This is a genomic window from Streptomyces auratus (genome assembly GCF_050433025.1).
GTDB classification, from domain to species: Bacteria; Actinomycetota; Actinomycetes; order Streptomycetales; family Streptomycetaceae; genus Streptomyces; species Streptomyces sioyaensis.
Genome location: NZ_JBNGCB010000001.1, coordinates 1,947,133 through 1,969,805, shown reverse-complemented (window position 1 = coordinate 1,969,805; position 22,673 = coordinate 1,947,133). Strand labels below are relative to the sequence as shown.

Below are 22,673 nucleotides of genomic sequence, written 5' to 3'. Positions count from 1 at the left end.
GGAGATCAGCCCTCCGAGGGAGCGAGGCGCTTGAGCTCCGCCTCCGTCGACTTGAGCAGGTCAATCCAGGAGGCCTCGAACTTCTCCACGCCCTCCTCCTCCAGGACCTGCACGACATCGTCGTACGAGATCCCGAGCTTCGCGATCGCATCGAGGTCGGCCCTGGCCGCGTCGTACCGGCCGCGGACGGTGTCACCGGTGATCTCACCGCGGGCGGCGGTGGCCTCCAGGGTGGCCTCCGGCATGGTGTTGACCGTGCCCGGGGCGACCAGCTCGTCCACGTACAGGGTGTCCTTGAAGTCCGGGTCCTTGACGCCGGTCGAGGCCCACAGCGGGCGCTGCTTGTTGGCGCCGGCCTTGTCGAGAGCGGCCCAGCGCTCCGAGGACCGCGTCGATTCGTCGGCGGAGCCGAACACCTCCTCGTAGGCCTGGTAGGCCAGCCGGGCGTTGGCCAGCGCGGCCTTGCCCTTGAGGGCCTTGGCCTCGTCCGAGCCCTGCTTCTCCAGGCGCTTGTCGATCTCGGTGTCCACACGGGACACGAAGAACGACGCCACCGAACGGATCAGGGACAGGTCCAGACCCGCGGCCTTGGCCTTCTCCAGGCCCGCGAGGTAGGCGTCCATGACCTCGCGGTAACGCTCCAGCGAGAAGATCAGCGTGACATTGACGCTGATGCCCAGGCCGATGACCTCGGTGATCGCCGGGAGGCCCGCCTTGGTGGCCGGGATCTTGATCAGCGTGTTCGGCCGGTCCACCAGCCACGCCAGCTGCTTGGCCTCGGCGATGGTCGGCACGGTCTTGTGCGCCAGACGGGGGTCGACCTCGATGGAGACCCGGCCGTCCTGGCCGCCGGTGGCGTCGAAGACCGGCCGCAGGATGTCGGCGGCGTCGCGGACGTCCGCCGTCGTGATCATGCGGATGGCTTCCTCGACGGTGACCTTGCGGGCGGCGAGGTCGGTGACCTGCTGCTGGTAGCCGTCGCCCGCGGAGATCGCCTTCTGGAAGATCGACGGGTTCGTCGTGACACCGACGACATGCTGCTGGTCGATCAGCTCTGCGAGGTTGCCGGACGTGATGCGCTTGCGCGACAGGTCGTCCAGCCAGATCGCGACGCCTTCGTCGGAGAGGCGCTTGAGTGCGTCTGTCATGGGTTCTGCATCTCCTACTTGTCGTGTATGGGCGTCAGCGCGCGGCGGCTTCGAGCGATTCCCGGGCGGCGGCGGCGACCGCATCGGCGGTGAAGCCGAACTCGCGGAAGAGAACCTTGCCGTCGGCCGAGGCACCGAAGTGCTCCAGCGAGACGATGCGCCCGGCGTCACCCACGAAACGGTGCCAGGTCAGACCGATGCCGGCTTCGACGGCGACACGGGCCTTCACGGACGGGGGAAGCACGCTGTCGCGGTAGGTCTGGTCCTGCTGCTCGAACCACTCGACACACGGCATCGACACCACACGGGTGGGAACGCCCTCGGCCTGCAGCTGCTCGCGCGCCGCGACGGCGAGCTGCACCTCGGAGCCGGTGCCGATCAGCACGACCTGCGCCGCGGCGTCCCCGCCGTCCGCTTCGGCCTCGAACAGCACGTAACCGCCCTTGGCGGCATCCTCGTTGGCCGGGTACGTCGGCACACCCTGACGGGTCAGCGCGAGGCCGTGCGGGGCCCCCACGCCGTACTCCTTCGTCCAGCGCTTGAGGATCTCGCGCCAGGCGGTGGCGGTCTCGTTGGCGTCGGCCGGGCGGACGACGTTCAGGCCCGGGATGGCGCGCAGCGAGGCCAGGTGCTCGACCGGCTGGTGGGTCGGGCCGTCCTCGCCCAGACCGATGGAGTCGTGCGTCCACACGTACGTCACCGGCAGGTGCATCAGCGCGGACAGTCGGACGGCGTTGCGCATGTAGTCGGAGAACACCAGGAACGTGCCGCCGTAGACACGGGTGTTGCCGTGCAGCGTGATGCCGTTCATCTCCGCGGCCATGGAGTGCTCACGGATGCCGAAGTGGATCGTGCGGCCGTAGGGGTCGGCCTCCGGCAGCGGGTTGTCCGCCGGGAGGAACGAGGAGGTCTTGTCGATCGTGGTGTTGTTCGAGCCGGCCAGGTCGGCCGAGCCGCCCCACAGCTCCGGGATCACCGGGCCGAGGGCGTGCAGCACCTTGCCGGACGCGGCGCGGGTGGCCACGGACTTGCCGGTCTCGAACGCCGGGAGGTGGTCCTCCCAGCCCGCGGGCAGCTCGCCCGCGGCGATCCGGTCGAACTCCGCGGCGCGCTCCGGGTTGGCGGTGCGCCAGGCGGCGAAGGACTTCTCCCACTCCTTCTTGGCGTCCCGGCCGCGGTCGAGGGCGCCGCGGGTGTGCTTGAGCACCGCGTCGCCGACGTCGAAGGACTTCTCGGGGTCGAAGCCCAGGACGCGCTTGGTGGCCGCGACCTCGTCCTCGCCCAGCGCCGAGCCGTGCGCGGCCTCGGTGTTCTGGGCGTGCGGGGCCGGCCAGGCGATGATCGAGCGCATCGCGATGAACGACGGGCGCCCGGTCTCGGCCTTGGCGGCCTCCACGGCCCTGGCCAGACCGACCGGGTCCAGGTCGCCGTTGGGCAGCTGCGCGACGCGCTGGACGTGCCAGCCGTAGGCCTCGTAGCGCTTGACGGTGTCCTCGGAGACCGCGGTCTCGGTGTCACCCTCGATGGAGATGTGGTTGTCGTCCCACAGCAGGATGAGGTTGCCGAGCTTCTGGTGGCCCGCCAGGGAGGAGGCCTCGGCGGAGATGCCCTCCTGGAGGCAGCCGTCACCGGCGATGCAGTAGATGGTGTGGTCGAAGGGCGAGGTGCCCTCCGCCGCGTCCGGGTCGAACAGGCCGCGCTCGTAGCGCGAGGCCATCGCCATGCCGACCGCGTTGGCGACACCCTGGCCCAGCGGGCCGGTGGTGGTCTCGACGCCGGTGGTGTGGCCGTACTCGGGGTGGCCGGGGGTCTTCGAGCCCCAGGTGCGGAACGCCTTCAGGTCGTCCAGCTCCAGGCCGTAGCCGGCGAGGTAGAGCTGGATGTAGAGAGTCAGGCTGGAGTGGCCCGCGGAGAGGACGAACCGGTCGCGGCCGGTCCAGTTCGCGTCCGCCGGGTCGTGCTGCATCAGCTTCTGAAAGAGAAGATAGGCGGCCGGCGCCAGGCTCATGGCCGTACCGGGATGGCCGTTACCGACCTTCTGCACGGAATCCATGGCCAGGACACGGACGGTATCCACCGCACGCTGGTCCAGTTCGGTCCACTCGAGATCTGTGGTGGTCGGCTTGGTGCTCACCCTGAGTCAGGGCTCCTCTCCACATGTCGAATGCCGCGGACGGTGTGCCCGCCAGGCGGTGTCGAGCCTACCCCCGCAAGTGCGTGCGTCTTTTCGACGCTCAGTCGAAGTTTCCGGCGCTCAGTCGGTGGGTGCGGGGCGGGCCGGCTGTCGCTCCGGGCAACCACATGGGGACCACGCGGATTCCCCGCCCGGACCGGACAGCCATACGACCAGACTGCCGGGCGCCGGTCCGGTTCGCCTCCCGAACGCCGGGTGAACGGGCGAGGAAACATGCCCGGGTGCCCCCGCGGCCCGCCGCCCAACACGACCCCACCCCCGCGAAGATCGCCGAATGGCCAACGTCTAAAGTGGCGTGGTACGCGCAAGCCCTTCCCCACGGGTCCACACCGCCGAAGGAGCTTGCAGGCCTTATCTCTTCCGCGGCAGAGGCCGCTGATGTTACTTCCAGGGGTGTGCGTGACGGCCGTCGAATCCCGTCCTGCGGGTGGGGGCACCGCCCACGCCGGCGAGGCTGTGGGGAAACGCTCTCAGTTCCCCAGAAGTCCCGGCGACCGGCCGTTCGGGGCCCGCGTCAAGGCGTTCGTGGCGCTGACCAAGCCACGGGTCATCGAGCTGCTGCTGATGACCACGGTGCCGGTGATGTTCCTGGCGGCCAAGGGCGTGCCCGATCTGTGGCTCGTCCTGGCGACCTGCGTCGGCGGCTATCTCTCCGCCGGCGGCGCCGCCGCCTTCAACATGTACCTCGACCGCGACATCGACGCGCTGATGGACCGCACGTCCCAGCGGCCGCTGGTCACCGGCATGGTCTCGCCGCGCGAGTGCCTGGTGTTCGCGACCGCCCTCGCGGTCGGCTCCACCGCCTGGTTCTGGTACCTCGTCAACCCGCTGTCGGCGATGCTGTCGCTCGGTGCGCTGCTTTTCTATGTCGTCGTCTACACGATGATCCTCAAGCGGCGCACCTCGCAGAACATCGTGTGGGGCGGTATCGCGGGCTGTATGCCGGTCTTCATCGGCTGGTCCGCGGTGACGAACTCGTTCTCCTGGGCCGCGGTGATCCTCTTCCTCGTCATCTTCTTCTGGACGCCGCCGCACTACTGGCCGCTGTCGATGAAGGTCAAGGACGACTACGAGCGGGTCGGCGTGCCGATGCTGCCGGCCGTCGCGGGCAACAAGGTCGTCGCGCGCCAGATCGTCGCCTACAGCTGGGTGATGGTCGCCGTCTCCCTGCTGCTCCAGCCGCTGGGCTACACCGGCTGGTTCTACACCGCGGTCGCGCTCGTCTGCGGCGGCTTCTGGCTCAAGGAGGCGCACGGTCTGCAATCCCGCGCCAAGGCCGGGATCACGGGCGCCAAGCTCAAGGAGATGCGGCTGTTCCACTGGTCCATCACCTATGTGTCGCTGCTGTTCGTCGCCGTCGCCGTGGATCCCTTCCTCCGTTAGGGGTGTGGGGGATCACCCCCACACAGAGCAGTACTCGCGGGTAGCATGCTGTTCATGGCAGACACCCAGCAGGCGGACGAGCAGGTGGAGACGGTGGCCGGCGCAGCGGCCGGAAAGCGGGCCGGCCGGCACACGGCCAAGCTCGCCCGGGAGATCCGCGCCTTCGCCGCCACCCATGGCGGCAGCGCCGAAGGCCAGCTCGCGCACATCGGCCGCGGCCGCATCCGGATCGCCCTCGTCGGGGCCAACGGCGAGTGGGGCAACCTCGTCGCGGACACCCTCGAATCCGCCAAGGCCGCCGCCGAGCAGGCCGGCCTCACGCTCCAGGACGACTTCGACGGCGACCTCGCCGCCAGGGTCCGCACCGGCCGCTACGAGTGGTCCCGGATGGCGGGCATCCAGGTGGGCGGCCGGGCCAACGCCTGACGGCCGGTCCCGGGCGCCGTGCGCCGGAGCGCACGCCGGAAGCGGAGCCCGCTACCTCACCACCACCTCGGCCGTTAGGTTCACCGGGCGCGGCGCTCCGGCCACGCCCGGCGGGCTCACGGCGAGGAGGGGCGGATGGACGGATCTCCACCGCTCATCGATCAGTACAGCCACGGCGCGGTGCACGGCGAGCTCGGCCTCGGCTCCTTCGAGAGCCACCTCGCCGCCGCGGTCGGCGCCCAGGGCCCGGCCCCCGCCGGCACCAGCTACTTCGACAGCGTCACCGGCCTGGCGATACGCCGCTGGTGCCCCCCGCTGCTCGGCCTGGAACCGCACTGCCCGCCCGCCCGCTACCTCGCCCGCAGGCGCGAGGTCGGCGCCTACCGCGCCGGACGGATACTGCTGCGCGGCTGCGGCATCGGCACGTTCCTGCTGGAGGCCGGCACCCCCAGCGAGCTGACCTCGGCCACCGAACTCGCCACCGCCGCCGAGGCCCCGGCCCACGAGGTCGTCCGGCTCGAACCGCTCGCCGAGCAGGTCGCCGACACCTCCGGCAGCGTCGACTCCTTCATCGGCTACACCGCCGAGGCGCTCTACGCCGCGGCCCAGCACGCCACCGCCTTCGCCTCCGGCGCCACCCACTGCGACGCACACGCCCCCGAGGCCGGTGAGGTACGGCGCGCCGCGGACCGCTGGCTGCGCGGCCGCCGCCCCGGGGAGCGACTCGGCGAGCCCGCCCTCGTCCGGCATCTGCTGTGGAGCGCGGTGGCGACCGGTCTGCCGGTGCAGCTGCACTGCACCGATCCGCAGCCGCTGGCGGCGTTTCTGCGGGCCACGGCCGGCATCGGCTCGGCCCTCGTCCTGCTGCCGGCCGCGCCGCACCACCGGCGGGCCGCGCAGCTCGCCGCGCTGCACGCCCATGTGTACGCGGACGCCGGTCCCCGCCCCGAGGAGACGCTGGGTCAGGCGCCGTTCGGCAAGCTGCTGTTCTCCTCCGGCGCCCGCGGGTTGCCCGAGCTGTACGTCACCGGCGCCCGGTTCTTCGTCCGCGCTATGGACCGGCTCGTACGGGAGTGGACCGACGAGGGGCTGTGCGGCGCCGAAGACGGGCGGCGGATCATGGAGATGGTGGGGTCGGGGACCGCGCGCCGGGTCTACCGGCTGGACGCGGCGGCCAGCTGAGAACCGGGCTCCTCGCGCTCGCCCGCGGGGGCGGGCACGCCGGGCTCCTCCTCCGGGAGCGGACCGCGGTCGCGCAGCGACATGGCAACCCGCAGCACGCAGATCCACACCAGGGTCGAGCCCAGCATGTGCACCCCGATGACGAACTCGGGCAGGCCCGTGAAGTACTGGACATAGCCGATGGCGCCCTGCGCGGCGAGGCAGACGAACAGCTCCAGGACCCTGCGGCGCGGGGCGGCCGGTGCCGTGACGGCGCGCAGCGTGAACCACAGGGCGACGCTCAGGCCGATGACGATGTAGACGAAGTCGACGTGCAGCTGGGTGATCTCCTGCCAGTCCACCGGGATCCGGTGGACCTTGTGGGCGTCGCCCGCGTGCGGCCCCGCGCCGGTGACGACGGTGCCGATGACGGTGAGCGCGCCGGACGCCGCCACCAGCAGCCATGCCAGCTGCCGCACCGGGCGCGCGACCAGGCCGTGCGGCTCCTCGTCGCCCTCGCTCGCCCGCTGCCAGGTCAGTACGGCGACCGTGAGCAGCGCCGTGGCCGCCAGGAAGTGCGCGCTGACGATGTACGGGTTCAGGCCGGTCAGGACCGTGATGCCGCCGATGACGGCGTTGCTCATGACGAGCCAGAACTGCGCCCAGCCGAGGCGGGTGAGCGGGCGGCGCCGGGGGTGGCGGGCGCGGGCGGCGATGATGAACAGCCCGACGACCCCGCACAGCACATAGGTCAGCATGCGGTTGCCGAACTCGATGAGGCCGTTGATCCCCATGGCGGCGGTCGGCGTCAGGCTGTCCGGTGTGCACTTGGGCCAGGTCGAGCAGCCCAGTCCGGACTGGCTGAGCCTCACCGCGCCGCCCGTGACGACGATGATCACGGCCATCACGACGGTGGCCAGCGCGGCCCGCCGCACAAAGGCCGCGGACGGCTGCCAGTGGCGGGCGATCAGCTCAAAGGGATTCAGCGTTTTCGGCACGGGAGACATCGTAGGACGGCCCTTGTGCAAGATTTCACGAGGGGTCCCGGACTCGCCCGGGGCCACTCCCGCGGCCGGGAGCGCGGCCCGCCGGCGACTACTCCCACCGGAAGAACTTCGCCGCCGCGCCCAGCCCGAGGACCGCCCACACGGCGAGGATCCCCAGGTCGGTCCACGGCATCCCGGTGCCGTGCTGAAGGACGTCCCGCAGGCCGTCCGACAGGGCGGAGACGGGCAGGAACTGCAGGACGGACTGCGCCGCCGCCGGGAACTTCGCGAGCGGCACGATCACCCCGCCGCCGACCAGCAGCAGCAGGAAGACCAGGTTGGCGGCGGCCAGCGTCGCCTCGGCCTTCAGCGTCCCCGCCATGAGGAGGCCCAGGCCCGAGAAGGCGGCCGTACCGAGGACGAGCAACAGCAGCACCGGCACCGGGCTGCCCTGCGGGGACCAGCCCAGCGCCAGCGCGATCACCGTCAGCAGCACGGTCTGCAGGACCTCGGTGACCAGCACCGCGCAGGTCTTGGCGGTCATCAGCGCCCAGCGGGGGAGCGGGGAGACGGCGAGCCGCTTGAGGACTCCGTAGCGGCGCTCGAAGCCGGTGGCGATGGCCTGGCCGGTGAACGCCGTGGACATCACGGCCAGTGCGAGGACGCCCGGCGCGAGGAAGTCCACCGGCTTCCCGGACCCCGTGTCGACGATGTCGACGGCGGAGAACAGCACCAGCAGCAGCGTCGGGATGACGACGGTCAGCAGCAGTTGCTCGCCGTTGCGCAGCAGCATCCGGGTCTCCAGCGCCGCCTGCGCCCGGATCATCCGGGACAGCGGCGCCGCGCCGGGCCGCGGGGTGAACGTGCCGGAAGCGACACCGGCTCCGGTGGCGGTCATGCGCGCAGCTCCTTGCCCGTGAGCTCCAGACTGTGCCTTCCCGGGGGACGACCCCCGGGCCCCCGGCCGAACATCGTGGGGCCGTGATTCATCCGCGCAGCTCCTTGCCGGTCAGCTCCAGGAAGACGTCTTCCAGGGTGTGGCGTTCGACGGCTATCGCGTCGGGCATCACGCCGTTCTGGGCGCACCAGGAGGCGACGGTGGCCAGTAGTTGCGGGTTGACCTTGCCGTGCACCCGGTAGACGCCGGTGGCCGGTTCGGTGGCGGCGCTGTCCGCGGGCAGCGCCTTGAGGAGCGAGGCGAGGTCGAGGCCGGGGCGGCCGGTGAAGCGCAGGCTGTTCTCCGCGCCGCCGCGGCACAGCTCGTCCGGGCTGCCCTGGGCGATCACCCGGCCGCCGTCGATGATCGCGACATCGTCGGCGAGCTGCTCGGCCTCGTCCATGAAGTGGGTGGTCAGCACGGTGCTGACGCCGTCTGCGCGCAGTTCGCGTACGAGGTCCCAGGTGGCGTGCCGGGCCTGCGGGTCGAGTCCGGCCGTGGGCTCGTCGAGGAAGACCAGCTCGGGGCGGCCGACCACGGCCATCGCCAGCGCCAGGCGCTGCTGCTGGCCGCCGGACAGCCGCCGGTAGGGCGTCCGGCCGCAGCTGCCCAGGCCGAGCCGGTCGATCAGCATGCCCACGTCGAGGGGGTCGGCGTGCAGGGTGGCGGTGTGCCGCAGGATCTCCTCGGCCCGGGCGCCCGCGTAGACGCCGCCGGACTGCAGCATCACACCGATCCGCGGCCGCAGCGCCGCGGCGTCCGCGACCGGGTCCAGGCCCAGTACCCGGACGCGGCCGGCGTCCGGGCGGCGGTAGCCCTCGCAGGTCTCGACGGTGGTGGTCTTGCCGGCGCCGTTGGGGCCGAGCACGGCGGTCACCGCGCCGCGCTCGACGGTCAGGTCGAGTCCGTCCACGGCGGTCTTGGTGCCGTAGCGCTTGACCAGTCCGACGACCTCGACGGCAGGCTCTCGGCCAGGGGGCCGGGGGGCGCCCCCCGGAGAGGTGCTGGGCATGCCGGGCAGTCTACGGAGAGTGGCAGGGCGCTCTTCAATGGGGGCGTGGGTGCGGAAGGCGCCGGGGTACGCAAGATGGCGGTGCGCGGCCGCACAATTTCCGCCTCCCCGCGCGCCCGGATGCGCCCTTGTCCGCTGCTGTCGGCGGAGCCCGTCCCGTTGCAGGTCGGAGGGGCATCGGAGGGTTTCGGCAGGTGCTTGAATTAGGTGAACCTAAGTGATAGAGGCCACCCGCCCGTGATCGGGACGAGGCTTGTATCGCTTTGACGAATTACGCAACAATGGCGTTGTGAAATACGCGAGCGAGGATCAGGAAGGGCCCGCGGCCGAGCAGACCGCCGGGCCGGCCGCCTCCGCGCCCGAGCACTCCGAGCGCCGCGCAGCCGGCGCCGGGCACCCCGCGGCGCCGCACGACGAACAACAGGGCACCCGCAACAAGGTCGCCCGCTCCATCCTCGACCACGGTCCGTCCACCGCGGCCGAGCTGGCCCTCCGACTGGAGCTGACCCAGGCGGCCGTCCGCCGCCATCTGGACGCGCTGGCCGCGGAGGGCGTCGTCGAGCCCCGCGAGAAGCGGGTCTACGGCACGCGTGGCCGCGGCCGCCCGGCCAGGGCCTTCGCCCTCACCGACTGCGGACGGGACGCCTTCGACCAGGCCTACGACCAGCTCGCCACCGAGGCGCTGCGCTGGATCGCGCAGAGCGCGGGCGGCGGCGAAAAGGGCGAGGCGGCCGTTGCGGCCTTCGCCCGCGCCCGGCTCGCCGCCCAGGCCGAGGGCTACCGCAAGGACGTCGAGGCCGCCGAGCCGGAGGCCCGTACCGAGGCCCTGGCGAAGGCATTGACCGCGGACGGGTACGCTGCTACGGCGCGCAGCGCGCCCAATCCCCAGCTCGGTGAACAGCTCTGCCAGCACCACTGCCCGGTCGCCCATGTCGCCGAGCAGTACCCGCAGCTGTGCGAGGCGGAGACCGAGGTCTTCTCCCGATTGCTGGGGACCCATGTACAGCGGCTGGCCACCATCGCCCATGGCGACGGGGTGTGCACGACCTTCGTCCCGAAGGCCGGCGCCGGCAAGGCCGCTCACCGCACGCCACGCACCACCAAGACCACCACAGCATCTGCAAGCACGGCCGGGAGGAACCCCGCATGACGCTCCCCACGGAGACTGCTCACCCCGAGCTCGAGGGCCTGGGCAAGTACGAATACGGCTGGGCCGACTCCGACGTGGCCGGCGCCTCGGCAAAGCGCGGGCTCTCCGAGGCCGTCGTCCGCGACATCTCGGGGAAGAAGAACGAGCCGGAGTGGATGCTCAAGCTCCGCCTCAAGGGCCTGAAGCTGTTCGACAAGAAGCCGATGCCGCAGTGGGGCTCGGACCTGTCGGGCATCGACTTCGACAACATCAAGTACTTCGTCCGCTCCACCGAGCAGCAGGCCGCCTCCTGGGAGGACCTGCCCGAGGACATCAAGAACACCTACGACAAGCTCGGCATCCCCGAGGCGGAGAAGCAGCGCCTGGTCGCCGGTGTCGCCGCGCAGTACGAGTCCGAGGTCGTCTACCACCAGATCCGTGAGGACCTGGAGGAGCAGGGCGTCCTGTTCCTGGACACCGACACCGCCCTCAAGGAGCACCCGGAGCTCTTCCAGGAGTACTTCGGCACGGTCATCCCGGTCGGCGACAACAAGTTCGCGTCGCTGAACACCGCGGTGTGGTCCGGCGGCTCGTTCATCTACGTCCCCAAGGGTGTCCACGTCGACATCCCGCTGCAGGCCTACTTCCGGATCAACACCGAGAACATGGGCCAGTTCGAGCGGACGCTGATCATCGTCGACGAGGACGCCTACGTCCACTACGTCGAGGGCTGCACGGCGCCGATCTACAAGTCGGACTCGCTGCACTCCGCGGTCGTCGAGATCATCGTGAAGAAGGGCGGCCGCTGCCGCTACACGACCATCCAGAACTGGTCGAACAACGTCTACAACCTGGTCACCAAGCGCGCCGTCGCCTACGAGGGCGCGACCATGGAGTGGGTCGACGGCAACCTCGGCTCCAAGGTGACGATGAAGTACCCGGCGGTCTACCTCATGGGTGAGCACGCCAAGGGCGAGACCCTGTCCATCGCCTTCGCGGGCGAGGGCCAGCACCAGGACGCCGGCTCCAAGATGGTCCACATGGCGCCGAACACCTCCTCCAACATCGTCTCCAAGTCGGTGGCGCGAGGCGGCGGCCGCACCTCCTACCGCGGTCTGGTCGAGATCGGCGAGGGCGCCGCGGGCTCCAAGTCCAACGTGCTGTGCGACGCCCTGCTGGTGGACACCATCTCCCGCTCGGACACCTACCCCTACGTCGACGTCCGCGAGGACGACGTCTCCATGGGACACGAGGCCACGGTCTCCAAGGTCAGCGAGGACCAGCTCTTCTACCTGATGGCGCGCGGCCTGACGGAGTTCGAGGCCATGGCGATGATCGTGCGCGGCTTCGTCGAGCCGATCGCCCGTGAGCTGCCGATGGAGTACGCCCTGGAGCTCAACCGGCTGATCGAGCTGCAGATGGAAGGCGCGGTCGGCTGACGCCGCACCCCCAGCAGCGACCGACTCCCTGATTGCAGAAAGCGAGCACTACGACAGCCATGGCTGAGGCTCAGAACATCCCGGCGGGCTCCACCACCACCGGCTCCCTTGCGGTGGCGGCGGAGTCCACCGTCGCCACGAGGATGAGCGCCCCGCCGTCCTACGACGTGGCGGACTTCCCGGTGCCGCACGGCCGCGAGGAGGAGTGGCGCTTCACGCCCCTCGCGCGTCTGAAGGGCCTGCACGACGGCAGTGCCGTTGCCGGCGGTCCCGACCTGAAGATCGACATCACCGCTCCCGAGGGCGTCACCCACGAGCTGGTCGACCGCACCGACCCGCGGGTCGGCAAGGCCGGCAAGCCCGTGGACCGCGTCGCCGCCCAGGCGTACAGCTCCTTCGAGAAGGCCTCGGTGGTCTCGGTCCCCAAGGAGACCGTGCTCGCCGAGCCCATCCGGATCACCGTGCACGGTGAGGGCGGCACGACCTTCGGCCACCAGGTCATCGAGCTCGGCGCGTTCGCCGAGGCGGTCGTCGTCATCGACCACACCGGCGACGCGGTGCTCGGCGCCAACGTCGACTACCTCCTCGGCGACGGCGCCAAGCTGACCGTCGTCTCCGTCCAGGACTGGGACGACGACGCCGTCCACGTCGGGCAGCACAACGCCCTCGTCGGCCGGGACGCCACCTTCAAGTCCGTCGTGGTCACCTTCGGCGGTGACCTCGTCCGGCTGCACCCGCGCATCACCTACGCGGGCCCCGGCGGTGAGGCCGAGCTCTACGGTCTGTACTTCACCGAGCAGGGCCAGCACCAGGAGCACCGCCTCTTCGTCGACCACGAGGCGTCCAACTGCCGCTCGCACGTCGTCTACAAGGGCGCGCTCCAGGGGCAGGACGCCCACGCGGTCTGGATCGGCGATGTCCTCATCCAGGCGTCGGCCACCGGCACGGACACCTACGAGCTCAACCGCAACCTCGTCCTCACCGACGGCGCGCGGGTCGACTCGGTGCCCAACCTGGAGATCGAGACCGGCGAGATCGTCGGCGCCGGCCACGCCTCGGCGACCGGCCGCTTCGACGACGAGCAGCTGTTCTACCTGATGGCCCGCGGCATCCCGGCCGATGAGGCCCGCCGTCTGGTCGTCCGCGGCTTCTTCGCCGAGCTGGTCCAGCAGATCGGCCTGCCGGACGTCGAAGAGCGTCTGATGAGCAAGGTCGAGGCCGAGCTGGAAGCGTCCGCGGCATGACGTACGTACGCGCAGCGGCGCTCAGCGAGCTGGAGGAGGACACCCCCAAGCGGGTGGAGCTCGACGGCGTCCCGATCTCGCTGGTCCGCACCGAGGGCGAGGTGTTCGCGATCAACGACATCTGCTCGCATGCGAACGTCTCCCTCTCGGAGGGCGAGGTCGAGGACTGCTCGATCGAGTGCTGGCTGCACGGTTCGAGTTTCGACCTGCGCACCGGCAAGCCGAACGGCCTTCCCGCGACGCGCCCCGTCCCCGTTTACCCCGTCAAGATCGAAGGGGACGACGTGCTCGTCTCCGTCACCCAGGAGTCCTGAGTTCCCCATGGCAACGCTTGAGATCCACGACCTGCACGTCTCCGTCGAGGCCGAGAACGGCCCGCGCGAGATCCTGAAGGGCGTCGACCTGACCGTGAAGCAGGGCGAGACGCACGCCATCATGGGCCCCAACGGCTCCGGCAAGTCGACCCTCGCCTACTCCCTCGCAGGTCACCCCAAGTACACGATCACCGGCGGCACCGTCACCCTCGACGGCGAGAACGTCCTGGAGATGTCCGTCGACGAGCGCGCCCGCGCCGGCGTCTTCCTCGCCATGCAGTACCCGGTCGAGGTGCCCGGCGTCTCGGTCTCCAACTTCCTGCGGACCTCCGCGACCGCGATCCGCGGCGAGGCCCCCAAGCTGCGGCTGTGGGTCAAGGAGGTCAAGGAGGCCATGGAGCGTCTCCAGATGGACCCCGCGTTCGCCGAGCGCAACGTCAACGAGGGCTTCTCCGGCGGTGAGAAGAAGCGCCACGAGATCCTCCAGCTGGAGCTGCTGAAGCCCGCCATCGCGATCCTCGACGAGACCGACTCCGGTCTGGACGTCGACGCCCTGCGGACCGTCTCCGAGGGCGTCAACCGCGTCCGCGAGACGGGTGAGGTCGGCACCCTGCTGATCACCCACTACACGCGCATCCTGCGCTACATCAAGCCCGACCACGTCCACGTCTTCGCCAACGGCCGGATCGCCGAGTCCGGTGGCGCCGAACTCGCCGACAAGCTGGAGGCGGAGGGCTACGAGGCTTACACGAAGGGTGGCGCAACCGCGTGACACAGCTGCCGGGCCTCCTCGACACAGAGGCGATCCGTAAGGACTTCCCCATCCTGGATCGTCAGATCCACGACGGGAAGAAGGTCGTGTACCTGGACAACGCGGCGACCTCCCAGAAGCCGCGCCAGGTCCTCGACGCCCTGAACGCCTACTACGAACGCCACAACGCCAACGTCCACCGCGGCGTACATGTGCTCGCCGAGGAGGCCACGGCGCTGTACGAAGGTGCCCGCGACAAGGTGGCCGCCTTCATCAACGCGCCGAGCCGCGACGAGGTGATCTTCACCAAGAACGCCTCCGAGTCGCTCAACCTCGTGGCCAACATGCTCGGCTGGGCCGATGAGCCCTACCGCGTGGACCGCGAGACCGAGATCGTCATCACGGAGATGGAGCACCACTCCAACATCGTCCCGTGGCAGCTGCTCGCGCAGCGCACCGGCGCGAAGCTGAAGTGGTTCGGCATCACCGACGACGGCCGCCTCGACCTGTCCAACATCGACGAGATCATCACCGAGCAGACGAAGATCGTCTCCTTCACGCTGGTCTCCAACATCATGGGCACCATCAACCCGGTCGAGACGATCATCCGTCGCGCCCAGGAAGTCGGCGCGCTGGTCTGCATCGACGCCTCGCAGGCCGCCCCGCACATGGTGCTGGACGTCCAGGCACTGCAGGCCGACTTCGTGGCCTTCACCGGCCACAAGATGTGCGGCCCGACCGGCATCGGCGTTCTGTGGGGCCGCCAGGAGCTGCTGGAGGACCTCCCGCCGTTCCTCGGTGGCGGCGAGATGATCGAGACCGTCTCGATGCACTCCTCGACGTATGCGCCCGCGCCGCACAAGTTCGAGGCCGGTACGCCCCCGATCGCCCAGGCCGTCGGCCTCGGTGCGGCCGTGGACTACCTCAGCGCGATCGGTATGGACAACATCGCCGCGCATGAGCACGCGATCACCGAGTACGCCGTCAAGCGGCTGCTGGAGGTCCCCGACCTGCGCATCATCGGCCCGAGCACGGCCGAGGACCGCGGGGCGACACTCTCCTTCACGCTCGGCGACATCCATCCGCACGACGTGGGCCAGGTGCTGGACGAGCAGGGCATCGCGGTGCGGGTGGGCCACCACTGCGCACGGCCGGTCTGCCTGCGCTACGGAATTCCTGCGACCACGCGAGCGTCGTTCTATCTGTACTCCACCCCCGCCGAGGTCGACGTCTTGGTCGAGGGCCTGGAGCACGTCCGCAACTTCTTCGGTTAAACAGACACAGCCGGTTAACAAGCACAGCGGATGAGGACGAGGACTGACTGAGCCGTGAAGCTGGATTCCATGTACCAGGACGTCATCCTGGACCACTACAAGCACCCGCACGGGCGCGGTCTTCGGGACGGCGACGCCGAGGTGCACCACGTCAACCCCACCTGCGGTGACGAGATCACCCTGCGTGTGCGGCTCGACGGCACGACGATCGAGGACGTGTCCTACGAGGGCCAGGGCTGCTCCATCAGCCAGGCCAGCGCGTCGGTGCTCAACGAGCTCCTGGTGGGCAAGCAGCTCGGGGACGCGCAGAAGATCCAGGAGACCTTCCTGGAGCTGATGCAGTCCAAGGGCCAGGTGGAGCCGGATGACGCGATGGAGGAGATCCTGGAGGACGCGGTGGCGTTCGCCGGTGTCTCCAAGTACCCGGCGCGCGTGAAGTGCGCCCTGCTCAGCTGGATGGCCTGGAAGGACGCCACGGCCAAGGCCCTCTCCGAGGAGGCGAAGACCGCATGACCGACACCCCGACCACCACCAAGCCGGCCTCGGAGGAAGAGGTCCGCGAGGCGCTGTACGACGTCGTGGACCCCGAGCTGGGCATCGATGTCGTCAACCTGGGGCTGATCTACGGCATCCACATCGATGACGCCAACATCGCGACCATCGACATGACGCTGACCTCCGCGGCCTGTCCGCTGACCGACGTCATCGAGGACCAGGCGAAGTCCGCCACGGACGGCATCGTCAGCGAACTGAAGATCAACTGGGTCTGGATGCCCCCGTGGGGCCCGGACAAGATCACCGACGACGGCCGCGAGCAGCTCCGCGCGCTGGGTTTCAACGTCTGACGAGATCTCCCTGAGCGATACGGCCGTGCCCGCCAGCCACCACTGGCGGGCACGGCCGTATCGCGTTGCGGGGCCGACGGGTGTTGTGGGGCCCGTACGGATATGTACGCCCGTACGCAACGTTGTGTACGCTCGTACGCATGGCCTATCTCTTGCTCGCCGGTGCGATCCTGTCCGAGGTCCTCGCGACCACCGCGATGAAGTACAGCGACGGCTTCAGCCGGCTGTGGCCGTCGGTGGGCACGGCGGCGGGCTACCTTCTCGCCTTCGTGCTGCTCGCGCAGACGCTCAAATCGATGAGTGTCGGCACCGCGTACGCCATCTGGGCCGGGGTCGGCACGGCGCTGATCGCCGCGATCGGGATGGTGTTCCTGGGGGAGAGCGCCAGTGGGCTCAAGGTTCTCGGGGTGGTGCTGGTCATCGCCGGGGTCGTGGTGCTGAACCTGGACGGGGCGCACTGATGGGGCGGCGCTACGACCCGGACCGGCGGCAGCGGATCATCGACGCGGCGATCACCGTGGTCGGCGAGCGCGGGATCGCCGGGCTCAGCCACCGCTCGGTGGCCGCCGCGGCGGATGTGCCGCTCGGCTCGACCACGTACCACTTCGCGACCCTGGACGAGCTGCTGGTGGCCGCGTTGCGGCAGGTCAACGGCGAGTGCCTGACCGACTTCGCACGCTGGGTGGACGGCATCGATCCGGCGGCGCCGCTCGCCGATGAGGTGGCCCGGTTCGTCGAGGAGACCCTGACCGGGGACCGCTCGCGGATGGAGCTGGAGTACGAGCTGTATCTGGCGGCGCTGCGGCGCGAGGCGGTGCGGCCGATCGCGGCCGAGTGCCTGGACGAGATGGTGCGGCTGCTGGGCCGGCGGATCGGCGACGAGCGGACGGCGCGCGCCGTGGTGGCCTTCGCGGACGGGCTGCTGCTCCAGCATCTGCTGACCGGCACGCCCTTCGAACCCGCCGTGGTGCGGGACGGGCTGGCCGGGGTGCTGGGCTGACCGGCCGGCCGGCGGGCGGGCGCAGGGCTGGTGCGGTCGTACGAGGCCGGTGGTGCGACCGCAGGGCCGGGCCCGATCGCTGAGACCGGTTCGCCTCGACGGGCGCCCTCCGGTTAGGTTTCGAGCATGACCGATGCTGCTGTTTCCGCTGCTTCTTCCCGTACCACCGGCGCCGTCGCCGCCGGGCTCGCCACCGTCACCTCCGACGGCACCGTTCTCGACACCTGGTTCCCGGCGCCCGAGCTGGTCGCCGGGTCCGCCGCGGACCTCGGGCCGGCCGGCACCGAGCACCTCGACGACGCGCGCGCCACCGAGCTGCTGGGCGCCACCGTGCTCAAGGCGATCGGCCCCGACCCGGTCCGCCAGGTGGAGGTCGTCGCCGTCCGTACGGTCATCGCCTCCCTCGACGACAAGCCGCTGGACGCGCACGACGCCTACCTGCGCCTCCACCTGCTCAGCCACCGGCTGGTCAAGCCGCACGGGCAGAACCTGGAGGGCGTGTTCGGCCTGCTGGCCAACGTCGCCTGGACCTCGCTGGGCCCGGTGGCCGTCGACCAGGTGGAGACGGTGCGGCTCAACGCCCGCGCCGAGGGGCTGCACCTCCAGGTCACCAGCATCGACAAGTTCCCGCGGATGACCGACTACGTCGCGCCCGCCGGGGTGCGGATCGCGGACGCCGACCGGGTGCGCCTGGGCGCGCACCTCGCGGCCGGCACCACCGTCATGCACGAGGGCTTCGTCAACTTCAACGCCGGGACGCTGGGCACCTCCATGGTCGAGGGCCGGATCAGCGCGGGTGTGGTCATCGGCGACGGCTCCGACATCGGCGGCGGCGCCTCCACCATGGGCACCCTGTCCGGCGGTGGCAAGCAGATCATCTCGGTCGGCGAGCGCTGCCTGCTCGGTGCCGAGTCGGGCATCGGGATCGCGCTGGGCGACGAGTGCGTCGTCGAGGCCGGTCTGTATGTGACCGCGGGTACCCGGGTCACCCTGCCCGACGGTCAGATCGTCAAGGCCCTGGAGCTCTCCGGCGCGGACAACATCCTCTTCCGCCGCAACTCCACCACCGGCACCGTCGAGGCCCGCCCGAACAAGGCGACCTGGGGCGGCCTCAACGAGGTCCTGCACAGCCACAACTGAGCGCATACGGCAGCACCGACGGCCCGGCGGACGCCCCGCCGGGCCGTCGGCGCTGCGGCCGCCGTCCCGGGCCCGGGCGGGCGCCGATAGGCTTGCGCCATGCGTGATCTTGTAGCGGGGATGCGGTATCTGGGCAAGGGCCAGCGCTGGGTCGCCCAGCACGGCCGGTGGTGGGGCTTCGGCCTGGTTCCGGCGCTGATCGCCCTGGTGCTGTACGCGGGGGTGCTCACCGTGCTCGCCCTGTGGTCCGGCGACATCGCGGCCTGGGCGACGCCGTTCGCCGACGGCTGGGGCGAGCCCTGGCAGGGGCTGCTGCGCGGGGTGTTCGTGGCGCTGCTGTTCGCCGGCGGGCTGACGCTCTCCGTGCTGACGTTCACCGCCGTCACCCTGCTGATCGGCGACCCCTTCTACGAGTCGCTGTCCCGGGCGGTCGAGGAGTCCGAGGGGCACTGTCCGCCGGACCCGGACCGGCCGCTGTGGCAGGAGATCGGGATCGCGCTGCGCGACAGCGTGCATGTGCTGCTGCGGGCCGCCGGCTTCGGGATCCTGCTGTTCGCCCTCGGGTTCGTGCCGTTCCTCGGGCAGACCGTGATCCCCGCCGTCGGCTTCTGCGTCTCCGGCTTCTTCCTCGCCGTCGAGCTGACCTCGGTGGCCATGCAGCGCCGGGAGGTCCCGGTGCGCGAGCGGCTGCGGCTGCTGCGGGGGCGCAAGGGGCTCGCCGTCGGCTTCGGCACCCCCGTCGTGCTGCTGTTCCTGATCCCCTTCGTCGCGGTGGTGCTGATGCCGGGCGCGGTGGCCGGGGCGACGCTGCTGGTACGGGATCTGGTGCCGGACGGCAGCGAGCCGCCGGCGCCGGACGAGGGCGCGGGCGCAGCCGGGCCGGATCCGGCCGCGCCCTCCTACGGGCAGACCGCGGCCGGGGCGCCGTACGGGCAGCACGGAACCGGGGCGCCCTACGGACAGCACGGCGCCGCGGCGCCCGGGCAGCCCGGTGCGCAGGGCGGTTCCGGCCCGGCGCCCGCGCCCTTCCCGCCTAGCCGGGGACAGTCGCAGGCACCGCGGTATCCGCATCCGCCGTCCGGTCCAGGGTCGTCCGCAGGGCGTCCACCAGCCGGCTGGTGAGCGGGGCGTCCGCCGCCAGCAGCGGGCCGCGGACCGGCCCGGCGGGCAGGCCGAGGTGGTTCAGCAGCGCCTTCGCGGTGACCGTGCCGGGCGTCTCGGTGCCGGTCACCGCCTCGATGAGGGGGACCAGGGCGAGCTGACGGCGGGCCGCCTCGGCGGTGTCCCCGGCGTCATAGGCGTCCAGGACGGCGCACACCGCCCGCGGCGCGGCGTTGGCGGCGGTGCTGATGCAGCCGGTGCCGCCCAGGGCGCGCAGCGGCAGGATCTGCTCGTCGCAGCCCGCGTAGTACGCCAGGCCCGTCGCGGCCAGCACCTTCGCCGACTTCAGCAGATCGTTGCCGCAGTCCTTGACCGCGGCGATCCGCGGGTGGGCGGCCAGCCGCAGCAGGGTGGCGGCGCTCAGCGCGGTGCCGGTGCGGCCCGGGATGTCGTAGAGCATCACCGGCAGCCCGGTGGCGTCCGCGACCGTCCGCAGGTGCTGGGTGACGGCCTCCTGGGTGGGCCGTGAGTAGTACGGGGTGACCACCAACAGGCCGTGTGCGCCCGCCCGTTCGGCGCTGCGGGCCAGCGCGACGGAGTGCCGGGTGTCGCTGGTGCCGACCCCGGCGGTGATTCTCGCCCGGTCCCCGACGGCCTCGACGACGGCCCGCAGCAGGGCCTCCTTCTCGGCGTCCGAGGTGGTCGGGGCCTCCCCGGTGGTGCCGCTCAGTACCAGCGCGTCGCAACCGCCGTCGTCGACGAGGTGGGTGGCGAGCTGCTGTGCGCCGTCGGTGTCGAGCTCCCCGTCGGCGGTGAACGGGGTGATCATGGCGGTCGCGGTACGGCCGAAGGGTGATACGGCCGTCCGGGGTGCGAGGTGATCGGTCACGGAGGTCATGCCAGGAGTCTGAGGGCGCCTCATATTTCACGTCCAGTTAGTTGTTCTGGCTGTTTCGTTAAGCACTGCTGCTATGTCCCGGGTGTGGTGGCGGAACGCGGAACGGCCGCCGCACCTTCGGTGCGACGGCCGCTCGGGCATCACAGGCCCATCACGCGTCAGTCAGGCCATTCCGCGAACGCTTCAGGTCCTGGGTCCGCTCGGAAGCGGACTCCTCCGACGACTTCGGCTTCCGCTGGTCGGCGCGCCGCTCGGCGGCACGGTCCTTGTTGCCCGACTTACGGTTCTGGGACTTCGGCATGATGACTCCCTATGTCTCGCCGAATGTTTCTTACGTGCCCAGTACCGCATCCCCGGCGGCAGTCGGCCCCCGGGCGTGGGCCGTCGGAGTGACGGGGGAGTTACGCGGGGTGACCCCGTGCGGGTCTCACGGCCGGATGCGCAGCACCTGCGGATCGTGGTCGCTGGCCTGGTCGGCGTACTCGGAGTTGAGGTGCACGATGTCGTAGTCGGCCCTGGTCAGCGGGCGAGTGGTGAGCATGTGGTCGAGCACCTGCGAGTTGCCCTGGTAGACGTAGCCGTAGCGCTCGGCGGCCGGCAGCCGGTTGACCTGGTCGGTGAGCACCCCGCCGGCGGTGAGGTCCTTCAGGGCCGGCGAGAACTGGTAGTCGTTGAGGTCACCGGCCACCACCACACCGGCCTTCGGGTCCTTGGCCAGCAACTCCTTGACGAACCCGTTGACCAGCTCGGCCTGTGCGGTGCGCTGGGTCTCCGAGCTCCTGGCCGGCGGCTGGAAACGGCTGTCCATGCCCTGGTCGCCGCCCTTGGAGTTGAAGTGGTTGGCGATCACGAAGACCCGGCTGCCCGGCCGGCTCTTCAGCGCGAACTGGCCGACGAGGGGCTTGCGGCTGGTCTTCCACGCCTCGTCGGTGGGCGCGATCCGGCCCGGGGAGGCGGACAGCGTGACCTTGCCGTGGTCGTCGACCACCTTCACCGGGGTGGTGGCGTCGCCGCCCTTGATGTCCGTGAAGGACACCCGGTCGGGGTTGAACAGGAACGCCGTGCGGATGTTGCCGCCGGGCTGGCCGCCGTCCTGGTCGTTGACCGGGTCGATCTGCCGCGCCTCGTACGCGGGGCCGCCGGCCGCCTTGATGGCGTCGGTCAGCTTCTTGAGGGTCTCCCCGGCGGTGACCACCCCGTTGTCCTTGGGGCCGCTGTCGTCCTGGACCTCCTCCAGCGCCACGACGTCGGGGGCGGACAGGTTGTGCACCAGCGCCTTGGCCAGCCGGTCGAACTTGGCCTGCGGGGTGGCGGGGGAGAGGTTCTCGACGTTGTAGGTGGCCACCGCCAGCTCGTCGGACTTCTGCTTGCGGGTGCTCTCCGGCGCCGGGCCGTGGTCGGTGGGCTTGCCCAGCTCGGTGGCCTGGAGGGTGTAGCCGCCGAAGTTGTCGTAGTCCAGCGGCCCGGCGGTGGTGCCGGTCAGCGCCTGGCCGACATCGGCCACCGGGAACGGCTGCTGCGAGAACGGGATCAGCGACCCCACCTTGATCCGGCCGCCGTTGGGGTCCGCGTACGAGCGGTAGAGCGTCCCGCCGCGGGTCGTGCGGTCGTGGCCGGGCTCGGCGGTCACCCACAGCTCGTGGTACTTGTTGGTCGGGCCGACGACCGGCGCGTTGGAGACCGCGACCCGCATGCCCTCCAGGGACTCATAGCGGTCCAGGGCGTACGACGAGGGGCGCAGCTTCAGCGACTCGATGCTCTTGCCGCCCGCCGCGGGGGCGTAACGGCCGGGCACCGAGGCCGGGTTGAGCTTGAAGGCGGCCGGCAGCGGGGCGTCGGAGGAGACCGTCTTCCAGGTCGCGCCGGTGATCTCGGTGACGGACTGCAGACCGGCGTCCTTGCCGCCCGGGTAGTACTCGCTGACCGTGCCGGAGAACGTGAGGGCATCGCCGACGGCGACCTTCGGCGTCTCCTTGCCGGTGAAGACGAAGACCGCCTCGCTGGTGGCGGGGTTCTTGTCCGGGTGCGGGTCCTGCACCCAGAACCCGCGCGCCGAGCCGAACGAGCGGATCGCGGTGACCGTGCCGGGCACCTCAGTGACCTGCTGTCCGGCCAGCGGGGATATTCGGGTGCTGCCTTGTATGTCGTGGATCCGGGTGCCGGCCGCGGAGGCGGACTGCGTGGTGATCAGCAGTCCGCCGGTCAGGGCGGCACAGGCCACCGCGCTGACGGCGAGCGGCCTGCGGAGCGAACGACGGGACGGCATGCGTGCCTCCGAGGGGGTGATGGGG

Annotated in this window: 23 protein-coding genes; 15 read left to right on the top strand and 8 right to left on the bottom strand. The window is 70.7% G+C overall.

Going from position 1 to position 22,673, the window contains the following annotated elements; all coding sequences use genetic code 11:
* Window positions 1-5: 5 nt before the first annotated feature.
* Both tal and tkt read right to left on the bottom strand, forming a co-directional pair.
* Window positions 6-1,148, bottom strand: coding sequence for a transaldolase (gene tal, locus BKA18_RS08435; protein WP_366046159.1), 1,143 nt, complete (start codon window positions 1,146-1,148; stop codon window positions 6-8).
* A gap of 34 nt (window positions 1,149-1,182) precedes the next feature.
* A complete protein-coding gene (tkt, locus tag BKA18_RS08430) occupies window positions 1,183-3,282 on the bottom strand; it encodes a transketolase (RefSeq protein ID WP_366046158.1) in 2,100 nt (699 codons plus the stop codon).
* A 459-nt stretch (window positions 3,283-3,741) separates the two neighbouring features.
* Here tkt and BKA18_RS08425 point away from each other — a divergent pair, with 459 nt between their 5' ends.
* The 3 genes from BKA18_RS08425 (at window position 3,742) to BKA18_RS08415 (ending at window position 6,333) form a co-directional block, all read left to right on the top strand.
* Window positions 3,742-4,725 carry a heme o synthase gene (locus BKA18_RS08425; RefSeq protein ID WP_382971974.1) on the top strand — a complete coding sequence of 328 codons (984 nt, stop codon included), beginning with the start codon at window positions 3,742-3,744 and terminating at the stop codon, window positions 4,723-4,725.
* Window positions 4,726-4,770: 45 nt separating this feature from the next.
* The gene (locus BKA18_RS08420; RefSeq protein WP_006606304.1) at window positions 4,771-5,151 is read left to right on the top strand and encodes a type 1 periplasmic-binding domain-containing protein; all 381 of its coding nucleotides are present in this window, start codon (window positions 4,771-4,773) and stop codon (window positions 5,149-5,151) included.
* A 135-nt stretch (window positions 5,152-5,286) separates the two neighbouring features.
* On the top strand, window positions 5,287-6,333 hold the full coding sequence (locus BKA18_RS08415) for an amidohydrolase (protein WP_366046156.1): 1,047 nt from the start codon (window positions 5,287-5,289) through the stop codon (window positions 6,331-6,333).
* Here the strand turns inward: BKA18_RS08415 and BKA18_RS08410 are convergent.
* The 3 genes from BKA18_RS08410 to BKA18_RS08400 form a co-directional block, all read right to left on the bottom strand.
* Window positions 6,306-7,310 (bottom strand): COX15/CtaA family protein, encoded by a 1,005-nt coding sequence (locus BKA18_RS08410; protein ID WP_366046155.1) that lies wholly within the window; start codon window positions 7,308-7,310, stop codon window positions 6,306-6,308. The genes BKA18_RS08415 and BKA18_RS08410 overlap by 28 nt on opposite strands.
* 97 nt (window positions 7,311-7,407) lie before the next feature.
* Window positions 7,408-8,196, bottom strand: a complete 789-nt coding sequence (locus BKA18_RS08405; protein ID WP_006606308.1) for an ABC transporter permease — start codon at window positions 8,194-8,196, stop codon at window positions 7,408-7,410.
* Window positions 8,197-8,284: 88 nt separating this feature from the next.
* Entirely contained in the window at window positions 8,285-9,247 is a 963-nt protein-coding gene (locus BKA18_RS08400) for an ABC transporter ATP-binding protein (protein ID WP_366046154.1), read from the bottom strand.
* Between the two features lie 289 nt (window positions 9,248-9,536).
* Here BKA18_RS08400 and BKA18_RS08395 point away from each other — a divergent pair, with 289 nt between their 5' ends.
* The 12 genes from BKA18_RS08395 to BKA18_RS08340 all read left to right on the top strand — a co-directional run bounded on the left by BKA18_RS08395 (window position 9,537) and on the right by BKA18_RS08340 (window position 19,505).
* Complete coding sequence (locus BKA18_RS08395; protein WP_006606310.1) at window positions 9,537-10,397, top strand: helix-turn-helix transcriptional regulator; 861 nt, start codon at window positions 9,537-9,539, stop codon at window positions 10,395-10,397.
* Window positions 10,394-11,815: a Fe-S cluster assembly protein SufB gene (gene sufB, locus BKA18_RS08390; RefSeq protein WP_006606311.1), complete on the top strand. Its 1,422-nt coding sequence runs from the start codon at window positions 10,394-10,396 to the stop codon at window positions 11,813-11,815. The genes BKA18_RS08395 and sufB overlap by 4 nt, the downstream gene beginning before the upstream one ends.
* Before the next feature lie 59 nt (window positions 11,816-11,874).
* Window positions 11,875-13,059 carry a Fe-S cluster assembly protein SufD gene (sufD, locus tag BKA18_RS08385; RefSeq protein ID WP_096214286.1) on the top strand — a complete coding sequence of 395 codons (1,185 nt, stop codon included), beginning with the start codon at window positions 11,875-11,877 and terminating at the stop codon, window positions 13,057-13,059.
* Complete coding sequence (locus BKA18_RS08380; RefSeq protein ID WP_093482597.1) at window positions 13,056-13,373, top strand: non-heme iron oxygenase ferredoxin subunit; 318 nt, start codon at window positions 13,056-13,058, stop codon at window positions 13,371-13,373. The genes sufD and BKA18_RS08380 overlap by 4 nt, the downstream gene beginning before the upstream one ends.
* A 7-nt stretch (window positions 13,374-13,380) precedes the next feature.
* The gene (sufC, locus tag BKA18_RS08375; RefSeq protein WP_006606314.1) at window positions 13,381-14,145 is read left to right on the top strand and encodes a Fe-S cluster assembly ATPase SufC; all 765 of its coding nucleotides are present in this window, start codon (window positions 13,381-13,383) and stop codon (window positions 14,143-14,145) included.
* Window positions 14,142-15,398 carry a cysteine desulfurase gene (locus BKA18_RS08370; protein ID WP_093482595.1) on the top strand — a complete coding sequence of 419 codons (1,257 nt, stop codon included), beginning with the start codon at window positions 14,142-14,144 and terminating at the stop codon, window positions 15,396-15,398. Before sufC ends, BKA18_RS08370 begins: the two co-directional genes overlap by 4 nt.
* 54 nt (window positions 15,399-15,452) lie before the next feature.
* Window positions 15,453-15,911, top strand: coding sequence for a Fe-S cluster assembly sulfur transfer protein SufU (gene sufU, locus BKA18_RS08365; protein ID WP_006606316.1), 459 nt, complete (start codon window positions 15,453-15,455; stop codon window positions 15,909-15,911).
* A complete protein-coding gene (locus tag BKA18_RS08360) occupies window positions 15,908-16,243 on the top strand; it encodes a metal-sulfur cluster assembly factor (protein WP_006606317.1) in 336 nt (111 codons plus the stop codon). The genes sufU and BKA18_RS08360 overlap by 4 nt, the downstream gene beginning before the upstream one ends.
* Before the next feature lie 140 nt (window positions 16,244-16,383).
* Window positions 16,384-16,704 (top strand): DMT family transporter, encoded by a 321-nt coding sequence (locus tag BKA18_RS08355; protein ID WP_006606318.1) that lies wholly within the window; start codon window positions 16,384-16,386, stop codon window positions 16,702-16,704.
* Entirely contained in the window at window positions 16,704-17,243 is a 540-nt protein-coding gene (locus BKA18_RS08350) for a TetR/AcrR family transcriptional regulator (protein WP_366046153.1), read from the top strand. The genes BKA18_RS08355 and BKA18_RS08350 overlap by 1 nt, the downstream gene beginning before the upstream one ends.
* A gap of 126 nt (window positions 17,244-17,369) precedes the next feature.
* Window positions 17,370-18,383, top strand: a complete 1,014-nt coding sequence (gene dapD, locus BKA18_RS08345) for a 2,3,4,5-tetrahydropyridine-2,6-dicarboxylate N-succinyltransferase (protein WP_366046152.1) — start codon at window positions 17,370-17,372, stop codon at window positions 18,381-18,383.
* A 99-nt stretch (window positions 18,384-18,482) separates the two neighbouring features.
* The gene (locus BKA18_RS08340) at window positions 18,483-19,505 is read left to right on the top strand and encodes an EI24 domain-containing protein (protein ID WP_366046151.1); all 1,023 of its coding nucleotides are present in this window, start codon (window positions 18,483-18,485) and stop codon (window positions 19,503-19,505) included.
* Here the strand turns inward: BKA18_RS08340 and dapA are convergent.
* From dapA to BKA18_RS08325, 3 genes are all read right to left on the bottom strand, one after another.
* Window positions 19,417-20,382, bottom strand: a complete 966-nt coding sequence (dapA, locus tag BKA18_RS08335; protein WP_366046150.1) for a 4-hydroxy-tetrahydrodipicolinate synthase — start codon at window positions 20,380-20,382, stop codon at window positions 19,417-19,419. The genes BKA18_RS08340 and dapA overlap by 89 nt on opposite strands.
* Window positions 20,383-20,533: 151 nt before the next feature.
* Entirely contained in the window at window positions 20,534-20,683 is a 150-nt protein-coding gene (locus BKA18_RS08330; protein ID WP_167511565.1) for a hypothetical protein, read from the bottom strand.
* 126 nt (window positions 20,684-20,809) lie between these two features.
* Entirely contained in the window at window positions 20,810-22,648 is a 1,839-nt protein-coding gene (locus BKA18_RS08325; protein ID WP_366046149.1) for an endonuclease/exonuclease/phosphatase family protein, read from the bottom strand.
* Between the last annotated feature and the right edge of the window lie 25 nt (window positions 22,649-22,673).